16 protein-coding genes and 1 pseudogene are annotated in these 24,048 nt (G+C 77.0%); 12 read left to right on the plus strand and 5 right to left on the minus strand.

The features are described 5' to 3' along the window. Positions 1 to 7: 7 nt before the first annotated feature. Positions 8 to 1,402, minus strand: a complete 1,395-nt coding sequence (locus tag WDV86_RS00515) for a hypothetical protein (protein WP_339565633.1) — start codon at positions 1,400 to 1,402, stop codon at positions 8 to 10. A 185-nt stretch (positions 1,403 to 1,587) separates the two neighbouring features. Between WDV86_RS00515 and WDV86_RS00520 the strand changes: the two genes are divergently transcribed. After that, positions 1,588 to 1,857, plus strand: coding sequence for an alpha/beta fold hydrolase (locus WDV86_RS00520; protein ID WP_339565634.1), 270 nt, complete (start codon positions 1,588 to 1,590; stop codon positions 1,855 to 1,857). A 75-nt stretch (positions 1,858 to 1,932) separates the two neighbouring features. On the opposite strand, the gene WDV86_RS00525 is transcribed toward WDV86_RS00520, so the two are convergent. The 3 genes from WDV86_RS00525 to WDV86_RS00535 form a co-directional block, all read right to left on the minus strand. Next, on the minus strand, positions 1,933 to 5,454 hold the full coding sequence (locus WDV86_RS00525; protein WP_339565635.1) for a hypothetical protein: 3,522 nt from the start codon (positions 5,452 to 5,454) through the stop codon (positions 1,933 to 1,935). Positions 5,455 to 5,627: 173 nt separating this feature from the next. Beyond that, positions 5,628 to 6,401: a DUF3027 domain-containing protein gene (locus WDV86_RS00530; protein ID WP_339565636.1), complete on the minus strand. Its 774-nt coding sequence runs from the start codon at positions 6,399 to 6,401 to the stop codon at positions 5,628 to 5,630. Positions 6,402 to 6,404: 3 nt separating this feature from the next. Then, positions 6,405 to 6,785 (minus strand): cold-shock protein, encoded by a 381-nt coding sequence (locus WDV86_RS00535; protein ID WP_339565637.1) that lies wholly within the window; start codon positions 6,783 to 6,785, stop codon positions 6,405 to 6,407. 317 nt (positions 6,786 to 7,102) lie between these two features. On the opposite strand from WDV86_RS00535, the gene WDV86_RS00540 reads away from it, so the two are divergent. From WDV86_RS00540 to WDV86_RS00550, 3 genes are all read left to right on the plus strand, one after another. Then, the gene (locus tag WDV86_RS00540; protein WP_339565638.1) at positions 7,103 to 7,384 is read left to right on the plus strand and encodes a hypothetical protein; all 282 of its coding nucleotides are present in this window, start codon (positions 7,103 to 7,105) and stop codon (positions 7,382 to 7,384) included. Between the two features lie 157 nt (positions 7,385 to 7,541). Then, a complete protein-coding gene (locus WDV86_RS00545) occupies positions 7,542 to 8,903 on the plus strand; it encodes a carboxylate--amine ligase (protein ID WP_339565639.1) in 1,362 nt (453 codons plus the stop codon). Further along, positions 8,900 to 9,739 (plus strand): aspartate/glutamate racemase family protein, encoded by an 840-nt coding sequence (locus WDV86_RS00550; RefSeq protein ID WP_339565640.1) that lies wholly within the window; start codon positions 8,900 to 8,902, stop codon positions 9,737 to 9,739. The genes WDV86_RS00545 and WDV86_RS00550 overlap by 4 nt, the downstream gene beginning before the upstream one ends. A gap of 10 nt (positions 9,740 to 9,749) precedes the next feature. Here WDV86_RS00550 and WDV86_RS00555 read toward each other — a convergent pair. Next, positions 9,750 to 10,391, minus strand: a pseudogene (locus tag WDV86_RS00555) (HAD family hydrolase); the annotation flags it as partial. 250 nt (positions 10,392 to 10,641) lie between these two features. Between WDV86_RS00555 and WDV86_RS00560 the strand changes: the two are divergent. From WDV86_RS00560 to WDV86_RS00595, 8 genes are all read left to right on the plus strand, one after another. Next, positions 10,642 to 13,665 carry a S8 family serine peptidase gene (locus tag WDV86_RS00560; protein ID WP_339565641.1) on the plus strand — a complete coding sequence of 1,008 codons (3,024 nt, stop codon included), beginning with the start codon at positions 10,642 to 10,644 and terminating at the stop codon, positions 13,663 to 13,665. Between the two features lie 738 nt (positions 13,666 to 14,403). Beyond that, positions 14,404 to 14,640, plus strand: a complete 237-nt coding sequence (locus tag WDV86_RS00565) for a hypothetical protein (RefSeq protein ID WP_339565642.1) — start codon at positions 14,404 to 14,406, stop codon at positions 14,638 to 14,640. A gap of 214 nt (positions 14,641 to 14,854) precedes the next feature. Continuing rightward, positions 14,855 to 17,347 carry a helicase-associated domain-containing protein gene (locus WDV86_RS00570; RefSeq protein WP_339565643.1) on the plus strand — a complete coding sequence of 831 codons (2,493 nt, stop codon included), beginning with the start codon at positions 14,855 to 14,857 and terminating at the stop codon, positions 17,345 to 17,347. A gap of 122 nt (positions 17,348 to 17,469) precedes the next feature. After that, positions 17,470 to 18,312 carry a hypothetical protein gene (locus WDV86_RS00575; protein WP_339565644.1) on the plus strand — a complete coding sequence of 281 codons (843 nt, stop codon included), beginning with the start codon at positions 17,470 to 17,472 and terminating at the stop codon, positions 18,310 to 18,312. A 94-nt stretch (positions 18,313 to 18,406) separates the two neighbouring features. Continuing rightward, positions 18,407 to 20,071 (plus strand): DNA repair helicase XPB, encoded by a 1,665-nt coding sequence (locus WDV86_RS00580; RefSeq protein WP_339565645.1) that lies wholly within the window; start codon positions 18,407 to 18,409, stop codon positions 20,069 to 20,071. A 288-nt stretch (positions 20,072 to 20,359) separates the two neighbouring features. After that, entirely contained in the window at positions 20,360 to 21,298 is a 939-nt protein-coding gene (locus tag WDV86_RS00585) for a hypothetical protein (protein ID WP_339565646.1), read from the plus strand. Between the two features lie 269 nt (positions 21,299 to 21,567). After that, positions 21,568 to 22,299 (plus strand): response regulator transcription factor, encoded by a 732-nt coding sequence (locus WDV86_RS00590; RefSeq protein ID WP_339565647.1) that lies wholly within the window; start codon positions 21,568 to 21,570, stop codon positions 22,297 to 22,299. Then, positions 22,296 to 24,002, plus strand: coding sequence for a sensor histidine kinase (locus WDV86_RS00595; RefSeq protein WP_339565648.1), 1,707 nt, complete (start codon positions 22,296 to 22,298; stop codon positions 24,000 to 24,002). The genes WDV86_RS00590 and WDV86_RS00595 overlap by 4 nt, the downstream gene beginning before the upstream one ends. The last annotated feature ends 46 nt before the right edge of the window (positions 24,003 to 24,048 follow it).

Raw genomic sequence — 24,048 nt, forward strand, 5'->3', positions numbered from 1 at the left:
GGCTCCGTCAGCGGACGGTGCGTCGCCGCTGCGAGAGCAGCCACTGCCAGACGTCGGGGCTGTTGAAGGCGAGGTCCCAGCTGTTGTGCGCCGAGTCGTTGACGATGCCGCTGTCGCCACGCTGCTCGTAGCCCAGCTCGGTGGAGCGCAGCGAGGGGTGCCCGAGCCCGCGCAGGAGGTCGACGTTGACGCGCGTGCCCTCGACCGGCGACACCGCGTCCTGCACGGCGTGGAAGAACCACAGCGGCGTGCCCGTCGCGGGCCGCAGGAGGTCGGGCGTGGCGCGCCCGGACATCCACTCGACGGTGCCGGCCTCCCGGCCGCTGAGCAGCACCGCGCCGGCGACGAGCTGCGGCTCGTCGAGCACCAGGCCCAGGGCGCCCTCGGCGCCCCGGGAGAGCCCCACGACGTAGACCCGGCGCCGGTCGACGCGCGTCTCCTCCTCGACGACGCGCCGCACCAGCCCGGCCAGCAGGCGCCGCCGGTTCGCGGACTGCCAGTGGATGCCGCCCCCGCGGCCGCTCGCCTCGTCGTAGGGGTCGAAGGGGTCGAAGACCGAGGGCAGCTGGGGGGCGAGCACGTAGGGGTCGTCGTGCTCGAGCGCACCGACGGCCCCGCGGCTGGAGAGCAGGTGCGCCAGGTTGTCGGTGCCGACCTGCCCGGAGCCGTGGAGGAAGAGGACGAGCGGGGCAGGCCGTGAGGTGCGGGACGGTCGCCGGATGCGGTAGGCGAGGGTGTTGCCCTCCTGCGGCCCGGCCAGCACCCCCTCGTCGAACTGGCCGAGCTCGGGCTCGCGCACCGACCGACCGGTGACCTGCCGCGACCTCTCGCGCACCTGGGCGCCGTCGGCCCCGACGAGCGTCCTCAGCTCGACCGTCAGCACGAGCTCCTCGCCCAGGGGGACGGGCGTGGAGGTGGCCTGGACCCGGGGGCGCGTGACGATGCTGCCGTCGGCGGCGTGCTCGCGGAAGAGCATCGGCTCGGTGTTGCCCCGGACGAGGCGGTACGGCTGCGGCAGCTGCTCGGGCGGTCCCGCCAGCTCCAGGAGGACGTAGCGCCCACCGGCCGGCTCCCCCGGCGAGGGCTCGTCCCGCGTGAGCGCGCGGGCGACCGGCACGGGCGCCGTCCCGTCGGGGCCCTGGACGGTCACGGCCACGGCCCGGGTGAGGTCCGCGCAGGCCAGCAGGGGAACCCCGACGTCCACGACGAGCGTCGTGATGCGCGCGCCGACAGGGGTGATGGCGGCGATGGCCGACGAGCCCGTCGCCGCGTCCGTCGGCGCCTGCCGCTGCCGCTGGACGGACCGGTAGGCCACCGCCGAGGGGGCCGCCGAGGCCGCCGCCGGGGGCGCCCCGGCGAGCAGCAGGGACGCCGCCACTCCCGTCACCCCGGAGGCCAGCACAGATCGACGGTCGAGGGGCATCATCGCTCCAGGAGAAGGCGAGGGAGCACCCGGCCCCGGCTGGGACCGCGCACTCCGTCGTGGGCCCAGGGAACCTAGCACCGCCGCCACCTGCCCGAGACCCCCTCCGCCGGTGCCGGTCTCCCGCGTGCCCCCGTGGCCCGCTCCGTGGTCGAGACTGGGGCATGACCGAGCCGGGGGTCCGCGAGGTGGTGCTCCACCGCGCCGGGTCGCCGGCGCACGCCTGGGTCCACGGGCACGAGGGCGGGCCGCTCGTCGTCTGCACGCACGGCGCGACGATGGACGGGCGGATGTTCGACGCCCAGGTCGGCCCGCTCGTCGCCGCCGGCTACCAGGTGCTCACGTGGGACCTGCGCGGCCACGGCCCGCCCGAGGCCTTCACCCGGCTGCTGCTGGCCTTCCTCGCCGAGCACCTGCCGGTCCTGGGCCGCTGACACTCCGCCGAGATGGAGGTCGTGGTCGTCCCAGCGGGTGCATCGACGACCACGACCTCCATCTCGACGACGCGCTCAGGCGCGGACGTCGAGCGCGGCGTCGACGAGGGATGACCAGGCGGGGAGCGGCGCGGACGGCGCGGGGATCCCGGCCGCGAGCAGGGCGTCGGTGACGGCGGCCCGCGCGGACCAGACGTCACCGGCCCAGGCGAGCGCCCGGCCGGCATTGCGGGCGTCGCTCGCGTGCGCGACCGGGTCCTCGCGGTCGGGGTGGTCGAGGCCCTCGACCCAGGCGCCCGTGACCTGGCCGTCGACGCGCAGCTCCCCGTGCAGGACCAGCCGGGGCCGACGTCGGCAGCCCGCGACGGCCAGCACGTCGCGCACCGGCGCGGGCAGGTCCACGGCGCGCCCGGTGCCCTCGACGGTGCCAGGCACCTCGTCGGCCGCCGCCGCCACGTCGAGGGCACGGGCGACCGCGGCGGCTGCCCCCCGCGGGACGACGACGAGCGGCTCGTCGGCGAGCAGCGCTGCACGGCACGGGTCGTCGACGACGAGGACGTCGTCGGCCGGCGCCCGGGCGACGCGACCGGCCTGCAGGACGGCGAGGTGCTCGACCAGCTCGGTCGACGCCGTCGCGGCCGGTACCCGCCCGGTCACCCGGGCCGCGAGCTCCGCCCACACCCGCAGGAGCGCAGCCACCGACGGCTCGCCGGGCGGGTCGAGGACGCCCACCCAGGTGCGCGGGCCGGCGGGCCCGAGCGGGTCGGCAAGGTCGTCCCAGCTCGCGACGACGCCGGCGCTCGACGCCCATCCCGGCGGCAGCTCGCGGGCCCACGCCGGCGCGGGCGGCAGGAGGTCGTCGAGCGGCGGCTCGGCGTCCGGGACGGCGGTCAGCGCAGGCTCGCGGTCGCCGCCAGGGCGGTCGTGGCCGAGCGCACCGGCGAGGACGACGGCCGTGGGCGAGGCCACCTCGACGCTCTCGCCCGCCGGACCACGCAGCCGCGTCCGCGGACGCAGGAGGCGGCCCGCTCGCGAGTCGTCGAGCGCCGCCTGGAGGACGGCGACCGCGGCGACTCCGCCACCGGCGCGGTCGCCACCGGCGCCGACGTCGGCCGCCTCGTCGCGGACGAGGTCGAGGTCGCGCACCAGCGCCAGCTCGTCGGCGACCCACCCACCGGCCGCCCCCAGCTCGGCCAGAGCCCCCTCGACGAGGTCGCACCACGCGGGGGCTGCCTCGACCAGCTCCTCGGGCAGGTCGTCGAGGTCGACCTCGTCCGCGAGCAGGACGCTCGCCGACGCCGTCACGCCCGCCGCGACGAGGACGCCCGCGCCCCACCGGTCGAGCAGGTCGGCGGAGACCTCGTCGAGGTCGCCGTCCGGCCCGACGGCGAAGGTCTCGGTCGCGGGCGACCTCGGGACGACCAGCGACCCCGCCGGGGCGAGCTCCCCGTCGCGGTCGCGCAGCGGCAGGTCGAGCAGCCACGCCCGGCGAAGAGGCACGACGCCGACCGGCCAGCGGCTCCGCCCGGCGACGTGCCCGTGCGGCCCTGCGGCCGGAGCGGCGGCGAGGTCGGCGGCGACCCAGCCGAGGACGGCCGCGGCCAGGGCGTCGACGACGTCGTCGGGGTCCGCGTCGCTCCCGGCCCAGGCGCCGCCCGGCCGCTCCTCGCCCGCACCCTCGACCAGGTCCTCCAGCTCGTCGTCGGCGAGCGCGTCGGCGACCAGCCGCACCACCGCCAGGACCGCCGGGTCGTCCAGCAGCACCCCCGCACCGGCCGGCTGCGCGCCGAGCCGCTCGAGCAGCGCGGCGGCCGCCGGGTCGGCGGCGGCGCGGGGGTCCACGAGCCGCAGGCCCTGGCCGGCGAGGAGCGCGGCGACGACGCCCGCGGCAGGCTCCCCGTCACGGACGTCATCGGGTCGGTCGGGCGAGCCGCCCCCTGCGTCGGCTGCCCCGCCCGGGAGGAGGACGCCCCGGCCGCCGCGCGCCCACCGTCCGCCCGCGAGCGGCACGGGCAGCCCGGCGAGGGCCTCGCGCGCCCGCTGGTCCAGCGCCAGCGGGGCCAGGGCCCGCGCCGCCGCGCGCCACCGGGGCAGGCCAGCCGGCTCACCCTCCTCGCCGTCGAGGTCGGCGTCAGGCTCGATCGCGAGGCGGAGGTCGTGGTCGTCGAGGGGAGCAGGCGCCGCCCAGCCGTCTGCCTGGCCGTCCCCCAGGTCCGCCCCGGGCGCCGGCAGCGGCCAGCCGTCGACGAGGTCGGCCAGGGCGAGCCGCGCGACCCCGAGGACCTCCAGCGCCGCCCGGTGCCGCCGGGGTGCCGCGACGAGCGCGGGCTCGGCGAGCGACAGCGCCTGCAGCGCAGCGGCGTCCGGCTCGACGCCGCCGTCCTCCAGCGCGAGCGCCCGCTCCCCCGCCAGCAGCGGACCGCCTCTGGCCGGACGCAGCAGCGGCACGCCGGGCAGGACGTCGTCGAGCCCCCGGCGCAGCGCCGCGTCCACCCAGCCGGCGGCGGGGCCGACGGGGACGAGGTCGAGCGGGTCCGGCTCGTGCGCGCCATCCGCCGCCTCGTCCGCGACGAGCGCGAGCAGCTCGCCGTAGGCCGCGCTGGCCGCCGCGAGCACCGCGTCGGTGGCCGGACCGGCCTCGACGTGGCGCCGCGTCGGCTCCAGCAGCAGCCCGGCGACGAGCACGGCCGGCCACGGCAGGGGCTCGTCGGTCGGCGTCGGGGCGTGCAGCACCCCGCCCCCGGGGGCGCCCGGGCGCCCGCCGAGGGCGGCGAGCAGCGGGTCCGCCACCACCACCGGGCGACGCGGCAACGCCCACGCGAGCGACCACCGCGCGTCCGCCTGCTCCTCGGCCGGACGCCCGGCCAGGGCCGCGGAGTCGTGGGCGCCGCTGCGGCGCACGACGAGCCAGCGCTCGGCGACGTCGCGGAGGACCCGGCGGTCGGCACCCGGCCGCTCGAGCACCACCTCGCCCAGCGCTGGCAGCGAGAGCAGCAGCAGGTCGTCGACGCCGTCGAGCAGGCCCTGCACGAGCGCCTGGGCGTCTGGACGCAGCGGCAGCACGACGACGGTCGCGGCGCCCTCGGCCAGCAGCCCCGCCGCCTCGGCACCCGCCGGCAGGTCCCCCGCGGTCGCGGCGAACGGCGTCCGCAGCACCGGCAACGAGGTCCCCCGCCGGGCCACCTCCGCGCTCAGCGCCGGGTCGTCGTCCCCCGCGGCGCGCAGCAGCGCCGCGGCCTCGGCCCGGTCGAAGCGGGCACCGCCGTCCGCCGTCAGCAGGGCGGGGGCGTCGCTGACGGCGAGCACCGCCGTGAACCCGACGCCGAAGCGCCCGACCACCCCGTCGAGCCCGTCCGCCGCCCTCGGACCCCCGCCCGTGGAGGGGGGTCGACCGGTCTGCGGCTCGGCGCGCTTCGTCGACGCCCGCAGCCCGGCCAGCGCGCGGACGCCGGCGGCGTCGAGCGGCTGGCCCGTCCCGGCCGCGAGCAGCACGGGCACGCCCCGGTCCTCGGTGAGCCTCAGCAGCAGCCGTCCGCGCCCGGCCAGCCCGCCGCGGACGGCGGCGTCGGCGGCGTTCTGCGCGAGCTCGACGAGCACGCGGTCGCGGTAGCCGCCGCGCGCCAGCTCCTCCTCGGCGTTGGCGTCCTCGCGGAGCCGGTCCGGGGCCGCCGCCCACGCCGCCAGCGCCCGCCGCGTGACCTCGGCGCAGCCGAGGGCGTCAGGCAGCTCGCCCCCGGTCGGGGCCGCCCCGCCGGAGGCCGCCGTCCCGCTCAGGCGACCGGGACGACGTCGAGCACCTGGTCGTCGACGAGCGGTGAGGGCAGCTGCTCGCGGCGGACCTCGACGTCGGTCTCGCTGTGGGCGCCGCAGCCGTGGTCGACGCTGACGACGGTGCCGTCCGAGGGCGACCAGCCGTTGGCGCAGACCCCGAAGACCTGCCGCATCGCACCCGGCAGCGGCAGGTAGAACCCGCAGGAGCCGCAGCCGGCGGCCGACGCGCGGGCGCTCTCGGCCTTCGGGCCGTGGTCGCCGTCGTACCAGCGCTGCGCGGCGTCGGCCCGGCCGTCCCGGGAGAGCACGCGCCGGCGACCGAGCCCGAGCTCGCGCTCGGCGAGGGCGTCGACGTCCTCCTCGCCCGTCGCGGCGAAGCCGGGCACGAGGCGCTCGTCGTCCTCCAGGCGCGGCAGGACGTCGTTCGCCCCGACGTCGCCGGGCCGCAGCCGCTGCGCCCACGGCAGCCACTCGGGGGCGAGCACGGCCTCCTCGCCGGCGAGCAGCTCGGCCTCGCACACGGTGACGGCCTTCGCCCGCGGCGCCCGCGCGACCGTGACGGCCCACCGCCAGCCCTGGTACCCGGCTGCGGTGCAGGCGAAGTCGTGCGTCATGAGGCGCTCGCCCTCGACCCGCACCCCGAGGTGGTCACCGACGAGGGCCTCCCCGCGGGGCCCGACCCCGGCGACGCCCTCGGCCGCCTCCCGCGCGAGGTCGACGGCACCGCTCAGGACGGCGTCCGCGGCGGGACGGCGACGACGGGCGGGGGGCACGCCTCAGCCCTCCAGGTCGTCGGCGACGCGGCGGAGCACGGTGGCGACCTTGCGGCCCGCGCTGCGGTCGGGGTAGCGCCCGCGGTGCAGCTGGGTGGAGACGCCGTCGAGCAGTCGGATGAGGTCCTCGACGACCGGCGCCATGTCCTCGGGCTTGCGGCGCGTGCCGGCCGTCACCGTGGCCGGGGCCTCCTGCACGCGCACCGACAGCGCCTGCTTGCCGCGGCGGCCGTCGGCGACGCCGAACTCGACCTTCGCGCCGGGCGAGACGCTCGTCCCCGCCGGCAGCGCCGAGGCGTGGAGGAACACCTCCTCACCGCCCTCGGCGGCGATGAAGCCGAACCCGCGGTCGGCGTCGAACCACTTGACCCTGCCTGTCGGCACCCTCGTCCGTCCTCGCGTCGTCTCCGACCGGCTGCCCACCGCCTCCTCGTGCGCCGGCCAGCAGGCTGCGCGCGGGCGGTCGGGCCACACCGGCATACGTCCCCAGGCTAACCGCCGCGCCTTGCGCCGAGCCGCCGCCTTTTCGTCGCCGCCCGACGACGCAGGCTCGCGTCGTCGGCCCTGCTGGCCGAGCCTGTCACCGTGCAGGTCACCGAGCTCCTCGCGGTCGCGGTCCCGCCCGGCGCCCGCCCTCGCGAGCCGGCGCACCAGCGGCTCCCCCGTGCCGCGCCGAGCAGCTCCTCGCCCGAGGTCGCGAGGTGAGGGGTGGCGGGCCGGCGGGTCCAGGCAGCGACGGCAGAGGCGGTGACGGCAGAGGCGGTGACGACGGCGAGGCACGGCCCTCGTACGCCCGCTCGGCCGGCTACGCAGCCCTCACCACGCTCGTGGTCCTCGCCGTCGACGAGCAGCGTCTGCGGGGCGACGCGGTGCCCGCGCTCCTGGCCGTCGTCCTCGCCGCGCTCCTCGCCTTCCTCTGGTGGCACGGCGTCTTCACCGTCGCGGCCCTCTGGCGTCGTCGGCGCGGGGCGCGAGGGTCGTGAGGAGGCCCCCACCGACGCACGCCGTACCTCCGGCCGCACCGGCGGGCCGCACGTCCAGGGGGTCGCCCGGCCGACGCACTAGCCTCGACCGGCGGCCCGAGCCCCGGTCACCCCCCGCCGCCCGCCCCCGCCGTCGACCCGACACCGGAGTCCGAAGATGCGCCGCCCACCCCCGCCCGCCCCGCCGGCGCCCCCCGTGCAGCCCGTGGTCCTGGGCGGCGACATCGGCGCCTACAGCCTGGCCCGCGCGGCGCACGAGGCCTACGGGGTGCGCTCGACGCTCGTCTCGGCCGTGGCGGCCGGCCCGGTGGCGCACTCGCGGGCCGTCGAGCACGTCGCCCAGGAGGGCATGAAGGACCCGCAGGTCGCCGTCGCCGCCCTGCGCCGGGTCGCCGACGACCACGAGGCGCGCGGCAGCGGCCCGCTGCTGCTGCTCGGCAGCACCGACGGCGACGTCCGGCTGCTCGTCGAGCACCGCGAGCAGCTGGAGGACCGCTTCCTCCTGCCCTACGTCGGCCGCGAGCTGCTCGACCGGATGACGGCGAAGGAGAGCTTCGGCGCCGTCTGCGCCGAGCTCGGCATCCCCACCCCGCGCACCGTCGTCGTCGACGTGCAGAAGGAGGCCCGCGCGGCCGGCGGCCCGGGCGTGGACGTCGGGCGCACGGTCGACGGCGGCCCGCCCATCACCTTCCCCGCCATCGCCAAGACGGCGAGCACCGTCGCCTACGCCACGGTCTCCTTCCCCGGCAAGCTCAAGGTCTTCACCGTCCGCGACCAGGCCGAGCTCGACGACCTCATGGACGTCCTGGCCCGCGCCGGCTACGACGGCAGCTTCCTCGTCCAGGACCTGGTCCCGGGTGACGACGCCGGCATGCGGGTGCTCACCTGCTACTGCGACACCGGCTCCCGCGTGCGCTTCGCCGCCCACGGCCACGTGCTGCTGGAGGAGCACACGCCCGGGACGCTCGGCAACCCCGCCGCGATCCTCACCGGCGCGGGCCCAGAGGCCGCGGAGGCGACCGAGCAGGCGACCCGGCTGCTGGAGCACGTCGGCTGGACCGGCTACGCCAACTTCGACCTCAAGATGGACCCGCGCACCGGCCGCGCCGTCTTCTTCGAGCTCAACCCGCGGCTCGGGCGCACCAACCACTACGTGACCGCGGCCGGCCAGAACCCGCTGGAGCTCTACGTCCGCGAGCTCGTCCAGGGCCTGGACCCGCTGCCGCCGGGCGCCCCCGCGCTCGCGGCCGAGGAGCGGCTCTTCACCGTCCTGCCGCCGCAGCTGCTGCTGCGCTACGTCGGCGACCCCGAGCTGCGCGAGCGCGTGCGCGGCCTCGTCAAGGCCGGCCACGTCGCCGACCCGCTGCGCTACGGGCCCGACCGCGACCCCCGCCGCTGGGCCTACCGCGCCGCCTACCAGCTCAACCAGGTGCGCAAGTACCGCACCCACTACCCCCTGGAGCAGGCGCGTTCGGCGCGCGCGCAGGCCGAGGCGCTCGTCCGCGGGACGGGCGCGTGAACGTCCCGGGACCGTCGACGGCGGAGAGCCCCGGCCACCCGCTCGTCGGCGTCGTCGGCGGCGTCGGCCCGCTGGCCACGGTGTCCTTCCTCGACGCCGTCGTGCGGCTCACCGCGGCCGAGCGCGACCAGGACCACGTCGACCTCGTGGTCCTGCAGCACGCGACCATCCCCGACCGCACGGCGCACATCCTCGGCGCCTCGGACGAGGACCCGGGCCCGGTCATGGCGGCGGACGCGCGGCGGCTGGAGCGCTGGGGCGCCGGCTTCGTCGTCGTCCCCTGCAACACGGCGCACCACTACACCCAGCAGATTGTGGACGCCGTCGGGGTGCCGGTGCTCAGCATCGTCGGCGAGACCGCCGCGGCCGCCGTGGCCCGCCGGCCCGGGCTGCGCACGGCCGGCGTGCTCGCGACCGAGGGGACGATCGCGGCCGGGGTCTACCAGCGGGCGCTGGAGGAGCGGGGGGTGGAGGTCCTCGTGCCCGACGCCGTGGGGCAGGCCGTCGTCACCTCCGTCATCTACGACGGCGTGAAGGCCGGCGCCGACGTGGACCTGCCGGGGCTGCTGCACGTCGCCGACCAGCTGCTGGGGCGCGGCGCGGAGGTGGTGCTGCTCGGCTGCACCGAGCTGTCGGTCGTCGCCGAGAGCGCCGGGCTGCTCGACGACGCCCGCTTCGTCGACTCCCTCGACTCCCTCGCCCGCAGCACGGTCACGCGGTCGGGGCACCGCCTGCGCGAGCGGCGCTCACCGGCGCCGGGGGCGGTGCCCCTGCCTGCCGGCGGCCTGCCGGCCGGGCCTCCTGCCAGGCCCTCCGCCACGCCGGGAAGCCGCTGAGGTCGGCCAGCACCACGTCGGCGCCGAGGGCGTCGAGCTCGGCGAGGGCGTGCGCGCCGGTCGCGACGAGGACGCCGGCCGACCCCGCCGCCCGCGCGGCCTGCAGGTCGGCCGGGTGGTCGCCCACGTAGGCGCCCGCGCCCTCGGCGAGCAGCGCGCCGGCCTTCGCGACGCCGAAGCGGTCGCCCTGCACGGCGCTCACGAGGTCCTCGAGCCCGGCCCAGGCGAGCACCCGCCCGACGGCCTCGCCCCGCTTGGCGCTGACGACGACGACGCGCCCGCCCGCGGCGACGACGTCCTCCAGCGCCGCCCGGGCGTGCGGCATCGGCCCGACGAGCGGGTGCCCGCCCCCGCCGTCCCGGCCGCCGTCACGCCGGTCCTGCGCGCGGTAGCGGGCAGCCACGTCGGTGAGGAGCTCGGGCGTCGCGACGTCGACGGGCACGAGCGCGGCGAGCGTGCCCTCCAGGGGCAGCCCGCGAGAGGCCTCGGCGACCGCGGCGTCGAAGGCAAGCCCCACCTCGGCCAGCGCCGCGCGCAGGCAGGAGCTGATGCGCGGGCCGGAGTCCACGAGCGTCTGGTCGAGGTCGAAGCCGACGACAAGCGCGCTCACGGGCGTGGCGCTCTCGTCCGGCGGGGTCGTGTCGTCGCTCACGCGGGCACGGTAGGCGGCGCGTCAGACCGCCGCCGCACCCCTCGGACGTCACGCACGGTCATCGCGCGCCGCCTAGCGCGAGGACGAACCTGGGCAGAACCTGCCGAGAGCCTTGACGTGTGCCGGGAGCCACGGTCGACTGACCCGGCTGGGTGACGGGGCGTGCAGCCCCGCTCACCCCGTGTGCCGGCTGCCTCGCCGGTGCGACCACCGGCCGGACCGGCCGACCGCCACTCCTGGAGGACCCTCCGTGCACCCAACCCCCTCGCCCGGCACGCGCGCACGACGCGCCGCCGCGGCCCTGACCGGCCTCGGGCTGCTCGCCGCCACCGTCGGCGCGATCGCCCCCGCCGGGGCGACGACGACGTCACCCGTCACCGCCGTCGCCCCGGAGGCCTTCGAGGACGGCCGCTACGTCGTCACGCTCCTGCAGGAGCCCGCCGCCACCTACGAGGGCGGCGTCGCCGGCCTCGAGGCCACCGCCCCCGCCGAGGGTGAGAAGCTCGACGCCGGCAGCCCGCAGGTCCAGGCCTACCAGGAGTACCTGGAAGGCGAGCAGGCCGAGGTCGCCGCCGTCGCGGACGCCGAGCCGGCGTCCAGCTACACCGCCGCCATCAACGGCTTCGCCGCCGAGCTCACGGGTGAGCAGGCCGCGACGCTCGCCGCCCAGCGCGAGGTGCTCTCGGTCGAGCGGGACCTGCCGATGCAGCTCAACACCATCGACAGCCCCGAGTTCCTCGGGCTCACCGGCGAGGACGGCGTCTGGGAGGAGGTCGGCGGCGTCGACGCGGCCGGCGAGGGCGTCGTCGTCGGCGTCCTCGACACCGGCATCTGGCCCGAGAACCCCTCGTTCGCGGGCGAGCCGGTCACGAGCACCCAGCCGGGCGACATCGGCAGCACCTTCCTCACCGGCGACGGCATCGGCGTCGTCAAGGCCGACGGAGAGGTCTTCGAGGGCGAGTGCGAGGAGGGCGAGGACTTCTCCGCAGACCTCTGCAACGACAAGCTCGTCTCGGCCAAGGCGTTCTCCGAGGGCTTCCAGGCCAACGTGCCGCCGACGTCCTTCAGCCCGACGACGACCTTCTCCCCGCGCGACGACGACGGCCACGGCTCGCACACCGCCGGCACCGCCGTCGGCAACGACGGGGTCGACATGACCGTCGACGGCATCGACTTCGGCACCGGCTCGGGCATGGCGCCCGCCGCCAAGCTCGCCGTCTACAAGGTCTGCTTCTCCAACGTCGACCCGACCGTCGGCGGCTGCTACACCTCCGACTCGGTGGCCGCCATCAACCAGGCGGTCCTGGACGGCGTCGACGTCCTGAACTTCTCGATCTCCGGCTCCACCACGACGTCGCTGTCCCCCGTCGAGATCGCCTTCCTCGGCGCCGCCTCGGCGGGCGTCTTCGTCGCCGCGTCCGCCGGCAACTCCGGCCCGACGCCCTCGACCGTGGCGCACAACAGCCCCTGGCTGACCACGGTGGCGGCGAGCACGCACCACTACTTCTACGGAACCGTCGAGACGGGCACCGGGGACCTGTACCGCGGCATCTCGATCACGGCGCCGCTGCCCGAGCAGACCACCGCGGTGCTCTCCACCGACGTCGGCCTGCCCGACGCGGACCCGCAGGAGGTGCGCCTCTGCTACCCGGGGACGCTGGACCCGGCGCTCGTGGCCGGCACGGTCGTCGTCTGCGACCGCGGCGCCATCGCCCGCGTCGACAAGTCCCTCGCCGTGGCGCAGGCCGACGGCGTCGGCATGGTGCTCGCCAACGTGGCGCCGAACAGCCTCGACGCCGACACGCACTCGGTGCCGACGGTGCACGTCGACGAGGTCGCCGGCGCGGCGATCAAGGAGTACGTCGGCTCGGCGGACGAGCCGACGATCGCGCTGCTGGCGGGTGACCAGACCGGTGAGGAGCCCGACCCGGCGCCGGTCATCGCCGGCTTCTCCAGCCGCGGCCCGGCCCTCGCGCACAGCGGTGACCTGCTCAAGCCGGACATCTCCGGGCCGGGCGTCAGCGTGCTCGCGGCCGTCGCCCCGACCTCCAACGGCGGGCGCGACTTCGCCTTCTACTCGGGCACCTCGATGTCCAGCCCGCACATCGCCGGGCTCGGCGCGCTGATCATGGGCGAGTACCCCGACTGGAGCCCCATGGCCGTGAAGTCGGCCATGATGACGACCGCCTACGACCTGTTCGACGAGGACGGCGGCCGGGACACCGACCGCTTCAACGCCGGCGCCGGGCACGTCGACCCGACCCGCTTCCTCGACCCGGGCCTGGTCTACGACTCCGACGTCGACGACTGGCTGGCATTCCTCGAGGTCAGCGAGCAGGCCGAGATCCCCGACGACGTCGAGCCGCTAGGCGACACCTCGGACTTCAACGGCCCCTCCATCGCCATCGGCGCCCTCGCCGGCCGCCAGAGCGTGACCCGCACGGTCACCGCCACGCAGCCGGGCTTCTACCGGGTGCAGACGGACATGCCGGGGTTCAACGTCCGCGTGACGCCGCGGGTGCTCTACTTCAGCGAGGCGGGCCAGAGCGCGGACTTCACCGTCCGCGTCCAGCGCACCAACGCCCCGCTGGACGAGTACGGCCAGGGCTCGCTCACCTGGGTCGGCAGCGGGGTGGCGGCGCGCTCGCCGATCGTCGCCCAGCCGGTCAACGTGGCCGCCCAGACCGAGGTCCGGGCCGACGTCGCCGACGGCGAGGTCACCTTCGACGTCACGCCGGGCACGGCCTCGCCCGTCGACATCACGGTCAACGGCTTCGTCCCGGCCACGACCGAGAGCGGTGAGGTCACCTCCGGCTCTCCGGTGGTGCCGGGCGTGACGAACCCCTCGACGGACATCTACGAGGTCGAGGTGCCCGAGGGCACGTCGGTGGTCCGCTTCGACCTGCTGGCCGGGCAGGGGGCCGACGACCTCGACATGTACGTCACCGACGCGGCGCTGACCTACTTCGCCGGGGTCAGCGCGACCGGCGACGCCAGCGAGCAGGTCACGCTGCGCGACCCGGAGCCCGGCACCTACCTGGTGCACGTCCACGCGTTCTCCACCGCCAGCACCGGCGGGGCGTACGAGCTGGACGAGTACCTGGTCGCCGGCCCCGAGGGCAACGCCTCGGCGACGCCCGACCCGCTGGTCAACCGGCCGTCGTTCCCGCGGCCGCTGACCGTGAGCTGGGACGGACTCGAGGAGGGCACCCGCTACCTCGGCGTCGTGGAGTACCAGGGCTCCTCGATCCAGACGGTGGTCACGCTCAGCTGATACTGACGCGACGCCGGCCGGCGCCCGCCCCGCGGCGGGCGCCGGCACCCCACGGCCCGGTCCGAGCAACCGCTCGGGCCGGGCCGTCGGCGTCTGGTGCACGGTCGAGCGTCGACGGGGACGCCAGCGGGAGGCGGACACCACGTGGGAGCCTGCCGACGACCGCTCCTACCGCTGACGCACTCCCCACATCTCTTGACCGATGCCACCCGGGAGACCGCAGGGGCCGGCACGTCATGACGTCGCGCTCTCGTAGCCGACCAAGCTGGCGCCGATGTGGCTGACGCAGCCTCGGAGCCACCGCTGGCCTCAACTTGCAGACGCCGGTCGGCGGCGCGCACCCGAGCTCTCCCGGAGAGCCCTCCGGTTGGAGGCACCATGCATCGTCGGGGTGTGGGAGCTGTGGTCTCCAGGAGACAACGGGGGTCTATGCGCCCAACGGGAGGCCCGACGGCTGCACCTGATTCTTGGACAGGTGGGAAAGGTCACTTTCACACCTAGCCGCGACCGGCACGACATCTGCTGTGGGTCGAGGAGTCGGACGAACAGGCACGACTGTGACAGGAACCTTCTCCGCAGTCGTATCGGCGCCTGCGCAGCCACTTGCCCATGTCAGAGCGTCAAGGGCACGGCCTGCGCGGTAGTCGTCACCGACTGCTGCACGGCCGTCCGAGGGCTCGGGCGGGCGCGCTGCACTGGGAAAGGGAAGAACACGTGACAAGGTCAAGCGCGACGATCGTGAGGACCTCCTCCATCCTGCTCCTCGTAGGAGGCCCTGCATCCACCGGACTGCTGCTGTGGATGACGCTGCCTTCTGCGGCGGACGGAGCCAACATCGGCCTTGGAGCCTTGTGGCTGCTCGCGGTGCTGGTGCTGGTGCTGGGTCTCGTCCTTGGCCTGGTGGGGGCCGTCCTGCGCGCCAGCGAGAACAGGTCTCAAGCGGTCAGGATTGCCGAGTCGTCACCTCCCTCGTGACCGAGCTCCCGGCCTCCCCGCCCCCCGCGAATGGCCACAGGAGCTGATGCAGAGGAGCTGACCAGTCCTCTCACCGTGGCGGAGCGACTCGTCAACCTGCACCGGGAGGCCCAGTCCGAGCGGATGCCCGGACCGGGTCTTCGGGGTCCGGCGCCCGGCACGGCCTGCCGCGCCGACAGCGCCGGAGGCGGCCGCGTCGCCTAGCGTTGAGCGGATGCCTCCCCCGCCTGCCGCCCGCGCCGGCGCGTCGACGTCCGGCCCGGGCGGCGGACGTGCCCCCACTCCCCGCTCGCTCGCCGACGACCTGCGGGGGCGGCCCGAGGCGTCGCTCGTGGCCCTGCTCCGCGGCCGGCCCGACCTGTCGGTGCCCGTGCCGGCCGACACGGGGGCCCTGGCCGTCCGCGCGAGCACCCGGCACAGCGTGCAGCGCGCCGTCGACGCCCGAAGCCGCGGCGAGCTCGACGTGCTGGCCGCCGTCGTCGTGCTCGCCGCCCGCGGCGGCGGATCCGCGACGACCGCCGACGTCGCCGCGGCGTGCGGCCTGCCGCAGACCCGCACCCGCGAGGTCCTCGGCCGGCTGCGAGACCTCGGGCTGCTGTGGGGCACCGCCACGGAGCACCACCCCGTCGCCGTCCTCGGCGACGCGCTCGGCGCGCAGCCGGCGGGGCTCGGCCCCTCGCTCGCCGACCTGCTCGACACCTCTGCGCCGGTCCGGCCTCGCGCCGGCGCCCTCGGCCGGCTGCTCCAGGTGCCGGCCGCCGAGGGCGTCGACGGCGTGCTCGCGCGCCTCGCGGACCCCCCCGCGCTCGCCGCCCTGCTGGAGGACGCCCCCGAGGGCACCCGCGACCTGCTGGCACGCCTGGACGCCGGCGGCCCGCTGGGCCAGGTCGCCCGCGCGCGGCGCGAGGTCGACGTCGACCGCGAGGGCGGCGACGGCACCGACGGCGCCCCCACGCCGCTGGACTGGTCGCTCGCGCGGGCGCTGCTCGTGCCGGTCGCGGACGACCGCGTCGTCCTGCCGCGGGAGCTGGGCCTGGCGCTGCGGGACGGGCGGGTGCACCGCGAGCCGGTCGCCCTCGACCCGCCGCCCCTGCCGTCCCGGCCCGTGCCCGCCGCCCGTCGTGACGGGCTGGCGAGCGGGGCTGCGGCCGAGGCGGTGCGCCTCGTCGACGCGCTCGGACGGGCGCTCGGCGAGCGGTCGGCGCCCGTGCTGCGCGCCGGCGGCCTCGGCGTGCGCGAGCTGGGCCGGCTGTCGACCGAGCTGGAGGTCGACACCGGGACGGCCGCGCTCGTCGTCGAGCTGGCGGCGGCGGCCGGGCTGGTCGCCCAGGACGGCGAGGCCGACGCGGCGTGGGCACCGACGCCGCGCTACGACGACTGGGCCGAGGGCAGCACGGGCGAGCGGTGGGCGGCGCTCGCGGCGACGTGGCTGGCCCTCCCCCGGCTGCCCTCGCTCGTCGGCGGGCGCGACGACCGGGGCAGCGCCGTCGCCGCCCTCTCCGACGCCGCCGCCCGACCGCAGGCGCCGATGGTGCGCTCGCTGCTGCTGACCGCCGTCATGACCGTCGCCGACGGCGAGGGCGTGGCCACGGGCGACCTCGCCGAACGGCTGGCCTGGCTGCGGCCGCGCTGGGCGCCGGCGCGGGACACGCGGCTGCTGGAGGCGCTCGTCGGCGAGGCGTCGTGGCTCGGCGTCCTGGCCTCGGGCGCGCTGGGGGCGGCCGGACGGGCGCTGCTGACCGACGACGCCGGGGCGCTGAGCCTCCCCGAAGAGGACGACGAGGGCGCGCGCCGCCGAGCCGCAGCCGCCGCCGTCCTGGACGCCGCTCTGCCCGAGCCGGTCTCGGAGGTGCTGCTGCAGGCCGACCTGACCGCCGTCGCGCCCGGGCCGCTGGAGCGTGACGTCGAGATGGAGCTGTCCCTGGCGGCCGACGTCGACTCCCGGGGCGGCGCGACGGTCTACCGCTTCGACGGGGGCACCGTCCGCCGGGCGCTGGACGCCGGGCGGACCGCCGACGACGTCCTCGCCTTCCTCGCGCGGGTCTCGGCGACGCCGGTGCCGCAGCCGCTGGAGTACCTCGTGCGTGACGTCGCGCGCCGGCACGGGCGGGTGCGGGTCGGGTCGGCCGGGGCCTACCTGCGCAGCGACGACGAGGCGGTGCTCACCGAGCTGCTCGCCGAGCGCCGCGCGGCCGGGCTGGGGCTGCGCCGGCTCGCGCCGACGGTCCTCGTGGCCACCGCGGACCCCTCCGAGGTGCTGCGGGTGGTGCGCGGGCTGGGGCTCGCGCCCGCCGCCGAGGCCGCCGACGGGGGGCTCGTCCTCGACCGGCCGGTCGTGCGGCGCACGCCTCCGCGGCGCGCACCGCAGCGGGTGCCGGGGCAGACGCCGCCCAGCGAGCAGGTGGCCCGCAGCGTCGTCGCCGCCCTGCGCGCCGGGGACGAGGCCGTGGCGGCCGCGCCGCCGTCGCCGTCGGGGGCCCCGCTCGTGCCGCCCGCCGACCCGGCGCTCTCCCTGGCCGAGCTGCGCCGGGCCGCCGACGAGCGCCGCCCGCTGTGGGTGGGGTACGTCGACACCGCCGGAGGGCCCCGCCGGGTGCACGCGCTGCCGCTGGGCGTCGACGGCGGGCGGATCAGCGTGCGCGACCTCACGAGCGGGGAGGACCGGGTGCTCTCGGTCCACCGGGTCACGGGGACGGCGCCCGGCTGAGCGCTGCGGGCCGGTGGCCGCGCGCCCTCGTCGTCGCGGTGACCGGCGGTCGTCGGGGCTCCCCAGTAGCGTCGCCGGCAGGGTCCGCGGCAGGTGGCGGCGGCGAGGCGAGGAGGAGCGACGTGGACGAGCGCGAGCCCGAGCGGGTCGGGGAGCACGGGACGTCCGCCGACGAGGGCGTGGCCCAGGCCGGCGGGGAGGCCGCCCCGCAGGGGGCCCGTGCGGACGGCGACGCGTCCACCGACGAGCAGGCCTGGCTCGCCGGATCCCAGGGCGACGCGACGTCGGCCTACCCCTACGGCCCGACCGCGGAGCCGCCAGGACGTCGGGGCGACCAGGGGGCGCGGGCGGCCGCGCCCACCCCTGCGGCCCCCTCCCCCGCGGGGGCGAGCCCGTGGCCCGACAGCGCCCCGTCCCGGCCGGAGCCGCCCCCCTCATGGGGCGCGAACAGCGCTCCGACGTCGACGGCGGGCCAGCCGTGGGCGGCGCCCGCGTCGTCGTGGGGCCCCTCGTCGCCGGGTGCCTCGTCGCCGGCTGCCGGTGGGCGGTACGAGGGCGGGCTGGAGCCGGATGCTCCTGTCGCCGACGGCGGGCACGCCAGGGGCGGTGACGCGCTCACGACGCCCCCGGGCGGCGACGGCCAGGCCGTGCCGACGTACCCGCCGGGCGGCGGCGCGGTGCCGACGTCGACGGTCGTGCTGCTCGTGGTCTCCGCGGTCGCCTTCTTCACCGGTGCGCTGACCATCCCGTCGGTGCCCTCGGGCATCCTCGCGGTCGTGGCGGCCACCTCGGCGTCCCGCGACCTCGACCGCGCCGAGCGGCTCACCCGGCTGGGGTGGATCCTGCTCGTGGGGCTGACCGTCGCCGGCCTCCTCCTGCTCGTCCTGGTCTTCGTCGTCCTCCTCGTGCTGGTCCCGGCGGCGATCTCCACGGCGGGCTCCTTCCCGCTGCGGCTGCCCGGCTGAGGGCTGCGGCGCCCGCGGGGAAGGACGGCGTCCGTCGGGTGGTTGGTGCCGGGCAGATCAACCTGGCACCGCACCACCTCCCGGAAGGACCCGCGTGAGCGACGGCCCCCTCATCGTCCAGAGCGACAAGACGCTGCTGCTGGAGGTCGACCACCCGAGCGCACCGGCCTGCCGGAAGGCGATCGCCCCCTTCGCCGAGCTGGAGCGGGCGCCCGAGCACGTGCACACCTACCGGCTCACCCCGCTGGGTCTGTGGAACGCCCGGGCCGCCGGGCACGACGCCGAGCAGGTCGTCGACGTCCTGCTGGAGCACTCGCGCTACCCGGTGCCGCACGCGCTGCTCGTCGACGTCGCCGAGACGATGGACCGCTACGGGCGCCTCCAGCTCGCCGACTCCCCCGGGCACGGGCTCGTGCTGCAGGCCACCGACGTGCCGGTGCTCGAGGAGGTCCTGCGCAGCAAGAAGGTGGCGCCGCTCGTCGGCGAGCGCATCGACGAGGCGACCGTCGCGGTCCACCCCAGCGAGCGCGGCAACCTCAAGCAGGTGCTGCTCAAGCTCGGCTGGCCGGCAGAGGACCTCGCCGGGTACGTCGACGGCGAGGCGCACCCCATCGACCTCGACACGGACGGGTGGGAGCTGCGCCCGTACCAGGCCCAGGCCGTCGACGGCTTCTGGGACGGCGGGTCCGGCGTCGTCGTCCTCCCGTGCGGCGCGGGCAAGACGCTCGTGGGCGCCGGCGCCATGGCCAAGGCGCGCGCGACGACGCTCATCCTCGTGACGAACACCGTCTCGGCGCGGCAGTGGAAGGACGAGCTGGTCCGGCGGACCTCCCTCACCGAGGACGAGATCGGCGAGTACTCGGGCACCCGCAAGGAGGTCCGACCCGTCACCATCGCGACCTACCAGGTGATGACGACGCGCCGGAAGGGCACCTACCCGCACCTGGAGCTGCTCGACGCCCGTGACTGGGGCCTCATCGTCTACGACGAGGTCCACCTGCTGCCCGCGCCGATCTTCCGCATGACGGCGGACCTGCAGGCCCGCCGTCGGCTCGGGCTGACGGCGACGCTCGTGCGCGAGGACGGCCGCGAGGGCGAGGTCTTCTCCCTCATCGGGCCCAAGCGGTACGACGCGCCGTGGAAGGACATCGAGTCCCAGGGCTACATCGCGCCGGCCGACTGCGTCGAGGTACGGGTGACGCTGCCCGAGAGCGAGCGGCTGCTCTACGCGACGGCCGAGCCCGACGAGCGGTACCGGCTGTGCGCGACGACGGAGTCCAAGACGCGCGTCGTCCAGCGGGTGGTGGAGGCCAGCAAGGGCGAGCAGGTGCTCGTCATCGGGCAGTACATCGACCAGCTCGACGAGCTCGGCGAGCGCCTGGACGCGCCCGTCATCAAGGGCGAGACGTCGGTGGCCGAGCGGCAGCGGCTGTTCCAGGCCTTCCGGGAGGGCGCCATCTCCGTGCTGGTGGTCAGCAAGGTGGCCAACTTCTCCATCGACCTGCCCGAGGCGTCGGTCGCGGTGCAGGTGAGCGGCTCCTTCGGCTCCCGCCAGGAGGAGGCGCAGCGGCTCGGGCGCCTGCTGCGACCCAAGGGCGACGGCCGGACGGCGCGCTTCTACACGGTCGTCTCCCGCGACACCCTCGACCAGGACTTCGCCGCCCACCGGCAGCGCTTCCTGGCCGAGCAGGGCTACGCCTACCGCATCCTCGACGGCGACGACGTCCTCGCCGGCTCGCTGGAGGCCGAGGGCAGCTGACGGCGGGCTCCCGCGCCCGTCACCACCCAGCCCGACAACTCCGCGCACCGCGGAGCTTGCGGGGCGACGCACCGTCCCGCCTCACGGACGCGGACCTCACGGGACGACACGCCGCCCACCGGCCCGCGACGTCCGCGCCCGTCACCACCCAGCCCCACGAGTCCGCGCACCGCGGACCTTCCGGGGCGACACACCGTCCCGGCGCGCACAGGCGAGGCGTCGACGCCGCTGTCCACAGGGACGACGGAGCCGCCCGCCGGGCTCGGCCGCGGCGGCCACGGTGCAGCCATGGACGTCCGGTCGCTCGCACCCCCGCACCTGGAGGCGCTGCGACGCCTCACCGACGTGGCCGCGCGGCAGGACGGCGTCCTGTGCCGCGCGGACGTCCTGCGGGCGGGCGCGTCCGGCCAGCTGCCGCGGACGATGGTGGCCCGCGGGGAGTGGCTCCCGCTGCTGCGCGGGACGGTGCTGGCCGAGCCGTGGCGGACCGGCGTCGCCCTGCAGAGGTCCTGGGCGCGGGGGGCGAGCCTGCTCCTGCCGGGCGCCGTCGTCGCCGAGAGGACGGCAGCGGTGCTCCACGGGCTGCCGACCGGGCCGCGGGACGGGCGCGTCCACGTCGCGAGCGGCCGAGAGGTGCAGGTGGGCAGTCGGCCGCTCGCGGTGCACCGGTGGGACGTCCCGCCCGAGCACCTCGTGGACCTCTCCGGGCTCACGGTCACCTCGCGGGTACGGACGACGGCCGACCTGTCGCTCGCCCTCGACCGTCCGGACGCCCTGGCGCTGCTCGACGCGCTCGCCCGCTCCGACGGTGCGGAGGCGCTCGCGGAGGCCCGAGCCCTCGCGGCCGGACGCCGGGGCAGCCCCGCGGTCGCCGACCTCTGGGGCCTGGCGGACGCGCGCGCGGAGACGCCGCTGGAGAGCCGGGCGCGGCTGCGGTGCATCGACGGCGGGCTCGCCCCCGACGACCTGCAGGTGGAGGTGGTCGACGACGACGGCGAGCTGCTGGCGCGCAGCGACATGGTCTTCCGCCACCGGCGGCCGAGCCGTCCCGGCCTGCTGCTCCTCGAAGCGGACGGGCAGGAGCCGCACTCCGCGCCCGAGCCGCTCTTCCGCGACCGATCGCGTCAGAACCGCCTGGTCGCCCTCGGCCACGACGTCGTCCGCTGCACGTGGCGCGACACGCTCAGCCGCGGCGCCGTCCCGGCCATGGTGCGGGCCGCGCTGTGAGGTGCCGCGGCCGTGGCGCGCCGACGCAGAGGCAGCGGGCCCGACCCCGGACCGGCGCGGACCTGCCGGGACGACACCCCGCCGCCACACCCGCAAAGTCCGCACCCGTCACCCCCCAGCCCCCCAACTCCGCGCACCGCGGAGTTCTCGGGCCGACACACCCCGCGCCGCACCGGCACCCCCAGCCCGACGACGCCGTCAGCCAGCACCCAGCCGGCGCCCAGGAGAGGGCCAGCCGAGGGCCAGGACCTGGGCGCACACTGGGTGCCATGAGTGCCGCACCGGCCGAGGCCACCCTCCTCGTCGTCGACGACGAGCCGAACATCCGCGAGCTGCTGTCGACGTCGTTGCGCTTCGCGGGCTTCGAGGTGCACACGGCGCAGGACGGGCAGGAGGCGCTGCGGCAGGCCGAGCGGGTGCGCCCGGACCTCCTCGTGCTCGACGTGATGATGCCGGACCTCGACGGCTTCACCGTCACCCGGCGGCTGCGGGAGCGCGGCCGGGACACCCCCGTCCTCTTCCTGACGGCCAAGGACGACCTCGCCGACCGGGTGCAGGGACTCACGGTCGGCGGCGACGACTACGTGACGAAGCCCTTCAGCCTCGAGGAGGTCGTCGCGCGGATCCGGGCCATCCTGCGCCGCACCGGTGGCGGCGCGGCGGCGGCGCCGGGCCACCTCGTCTTCTCCGACCTCACCATGGACGAGGACGGGCACGAGGTGCGCCGCGGCGGGCGCGACATCGAGCTGTCCCCCACCGAGTTCAAGCTGCTGCGCTACCTCATGCTCAACCCCAACCGGGTGCTGTCGAAGGCGCAGATCCTCGACCACGTGTGGAACTACGACTTCAACGGCGAGGCCGGCATCGTCGAGTCCTACATCTCCTACCTGCGGCGCAAGGTCGACACCGGGACGGGTCTCGACGGCGCGCCCGTGCCGGCCCTGATCCACACCAAGCGCGGTGTCGGCTACGTGCTCCGCCTGCCTCCCGAGACGGCGTGAGCCCCACCCGCTACGAGCGCCTGGTCGAGCGCCTGCCCGGTCCGCTCCGGCGGCGCGTGCCCGCCGTCCCGCCGGAGCCGGTGCTCGGTGCGGACGGCGTCGCGCGCCGTCCACCCGCCGCCCGGTGGGCCGACCAGGTGCCGCTGAGCACCAAGCTCTCCGTCCTCGTGGGCGTCCTCCTGCTCGGGGCGCTGGCCGTGACGGGCGGGGTGACGACGGCGCTGCTGCGCGGGGTGCTCGTCGGCAACGTCGACGAGCAGCTCCTCGCCCAGGCGGCCTCCGCCGACCAGCTCAGCGAGCTGCTGGACCGGCAGGCGGGTCCCGAGGTGCCCACCGACTACGCCGTCGTCATCGGCGACGCGGACGGCCGGCTCGTGCGCGTCATCGCCGAGGACCCCGACGCCGTCCCCGCCGTCGGCGTCGACATGGCGGAGGTGCTCGCCCACGGCGGCGAGCCGTGGAGCGCCACGGACCCCGGCGGCGACGTCTGGCGGGTGGTCTCCGGCACGGTCGAGCTCGTCGACACGAGCACCGGCCAGACCACCAGCGGCGTCGTGTCGATCGCCTACCCCCTGGACCAGGTCGGCTCCGCCGTCCGCACCGTCCAGGTGCTCCTGTGGGCCGTGGCCCTGGCCGTCCTCGTCGTCGCCGTCCTCGCCGGGCGGGTGGCGGTGCGGCGCTCCCTGCGGCCGCTGCGCGAGGTGGAGGCGGTCGCGGCCGCCTACGGGGCCGGCGACTCCAGCCGGCGGGTCGCCGACGCGTGGCCCGGCACGGAGGTCGGCCGGCTCGGCTCGACCTTCAACGTCATGCTCGACCGGGTCGAGACCTCCCTGGCCGCCCGCGAGGCCTCCGAGGCGCGGATGCGACGTTTCGTCGCCGACGCCAGCCACGAGCTGCGGACGCCGCTCGCCACCATCCGCGGCTTCGCCGAGCTGCACCGCCAGGGGGCGGTCCGCGAGCGCGAGCAGGTCGAGGCCGCCTTCGGGCGCATCGAGACGGAGTCGACCCGGCTCGGCGGCCTCGTCGAGGACCTCCTCGCCCTCACCCGCCTCGACGAGCAGCGCCCGCTGCGCACCGAGCCCGTGGACCTCCTCGTGCTCGCCGCGGACGCCGTCCACGACCTCGCCGCCCTCGCGCCCGGGCGCACCACCCGGCTGGTGGGCCTGGACGGCGCACCGGCGCCGGCTCCTGCCCCCGTCGTGGGGGACGACGCCCGCCTGCGCCAGGTGCTCACCAACCTCGTCGGCAACGCCGTGCGGCACACGCCCGACGGCAGCCCGCTCGAGGTCGGCGTCGGCGTGCGCCGGCACGCCGGCGGCGCCTGGGCCACGTGGCAGGTGGTCGACCACGGCGCCGGCATCGCCCCCGAGGACGCCGAGCGCGTCTTCGAGCGCTTCTACCGCGCCGACGTCTCCCGCACCCGCGGCGCGGGCGGCGGGAGCGGGCTGGGGCTGGCCATCGTCGCCGCCATCGTCGCCGCGCACGGCGGGGCCGTGCGGGTCGTCCCGACGCCGGGGGGCGGCGCGACCGTCGAGGTCGCCGTGCCCGCCGCCGAGAGCCCGGGGGCGCAGGACGAGCCCTACGACGACGGCGGGGACGCCGTCGACCTCCCCGGCGAGGCCGGGCCCGCTGCGGCGCCCTCGTCGACGGCAGGCGACGTCGGCCCTCGTCACCCCGGCACCCCCATCACCCGGCGTTCATAGGGAACGTCCAGGTCACGCTCGGGGAGCGCGCATCGGCCCGGTGTGT

Source organism: Pseudokineococcus sp. 1T1Z-3, assembly GCF_037482365.1.
Classification (GTDB): Bacteria; Actinomycetota; Actinomycetes; order Actinomycetales; family Quadrisphaeraceae; genus Pseudokineococcus.

What these genes read in the sequence shown, in the direction of transcription:
- WDV86_RS00520 (WP_339565634.1), top strand. Translation starts at nt 1,588, where the DNA reads ATGACCGAGCCGGGGGTCCGCGAGGTGGTGCTCCACCGCGCCGGGTCG.
- WDV86_RS00545 (WP_339565639.1), top strand. Translation starts at nt 7,542, where the DNA reads ATGCGCCGCCCACCCCCGCCCGCCCCGCCGGCGCCCCCCGTGCAGCCC.
- WDV86_RS00570 (WP_339565643.1), top strand. Translation starts at nt 14,855, where the DNA reads ATGCCTCCCCCGCCTGCCGCCCGCGCCGGCGCGTCGACGTCCGGCCCG.
- WDV86_RS00585 (WP_339565646.1), top strand. Translation starts at nt 20,360, where the DNA reads ATGGACGTCCGGTCGCTCGCACCCCCGCACCTGGAGGCGCTGCGACGC.
- WDV86_RS00590 (WP_339565647.1), top strand. Translation starts at nt 21,568, where the DNA reads ATGAGTGCCGCACCGGCCGAGGCCACCCTCCTCGTCGTCGACGACGAG.